1 protein-coding gene is annotated in these 1111 nt (G+C 68.1%); it reads left to right on the top strand.

Annotated elements, in window-relative coordinates; translation table 11 throughout:
* Positions 1 to 114: 114 nt before the first annotated feature.
* The coding region (locus tag BM362_RS46035; RefSeq protein ID WP_107309602.1) for an IS481 family transposase at positions 115 to 1111 on the top strand (997 nt) is incomplete at its 3' end.

Raw genomic sequence — 1111 nt, 5'->3', positions numbered from 1 at the left:
TGTTGCGGGTCATGACGTTGGTGACGCTGGCCAGGGTCTGAGACGAGGGACGGGTCTTTCAGCGGCAGGATGAGAAGTGCGACCAACTCGTCCTCCGAGCAGAAAGACCCGTCCGTGCACCACCGTAATGCCCCGCTGTCTGTCGAGGGCCGCCGCCGGCTCGTCGCGCGTTGCCAAACCTGCCCGATCGCCCACGTCGCCGCCGAGATGGGCATCTCCCGCCAATGCGCTTCCAAGTGGGTCAACCGCTGGCGTCGTTATGGCGAGGCAGGCCTGCTCGACCGTCCCAGCGTCCCGCGCCACCAGCCCACCGCCACCCCCGCCGAGGCGGTGGCCCGGATCGAGCAGCTGCGCCGGCAACGCAAGCACTCCGCCCGCCGGATCGCGACCGAGCTGGCGGCCGAGGGCATCGCCGTCTCGGTGCGGACCGTGGGCCGGCATCTGCTGCAGCTCGGCCTGAACCGGCGTCGGTTCCTCGACCCGACCGGCGACAGCAACCGTCAGCCACGCCGGATCATCGCTCGCTGGCCTGGGCACATGGTCCACCTCGACGTAAAGAAGACCGGCCGGATTCCCGACGGCGGCGGTTGGCGGGTCCACGGCAAAGGCAGTACCCAGGACAAACGCGCCCGCCGCGGCAGAACCCGCGGTGGGCGGGCCCGCTGCGTCTACCTGCACTCCGCCGTCGACGGCTACTCCCGCCTGGCCTACACCGAAGCCCTGCCTGACGAGAAAGCCCGCACCGCGATCGGGTTCGTCCACCGCGCTCGCGCGTTCTTCGCCGCGCACAGCATCACCCACATCCACCGCCTGGTCACCGACAACGGCGCCTGTTACCGCGCGAACGACTTCGCCACCGTCCTACGAGGGGCCCGGCATCAGCGGATCACGCCTTACACCCCACGCCACAACGGGAAAGTGGAGCGCTACAACCGCATCCTGGCCGAAGAGTTCCTCTACGCGCATGTCTGGCTCAGCGAAGAACACCGCACCGCAGCCTTGGCCGTCTGGAACATCCACTACAACTACCATCGACCACACACTGCCGCCGGAAACCAACCACCAGTCACCCGGCTCCATGCCGGCGTCACCAACGTCATGGCCTCATACA

Origin of the sequence: Amycolatopsis rubida (genome assembly GCF_900115345.1) — a bacterium.
In the GTDB taxonomy this organism is placed as follows: Bacteria; Actinomycetota; Actinomycetes; order Mycobacteriales; family Pseudonocardiaceae; genus Amycolatopsis; species Amycolatopsis rubida.
This window is presented reverse-complemented; position numbering and strand designations above follow the sequence as displayed.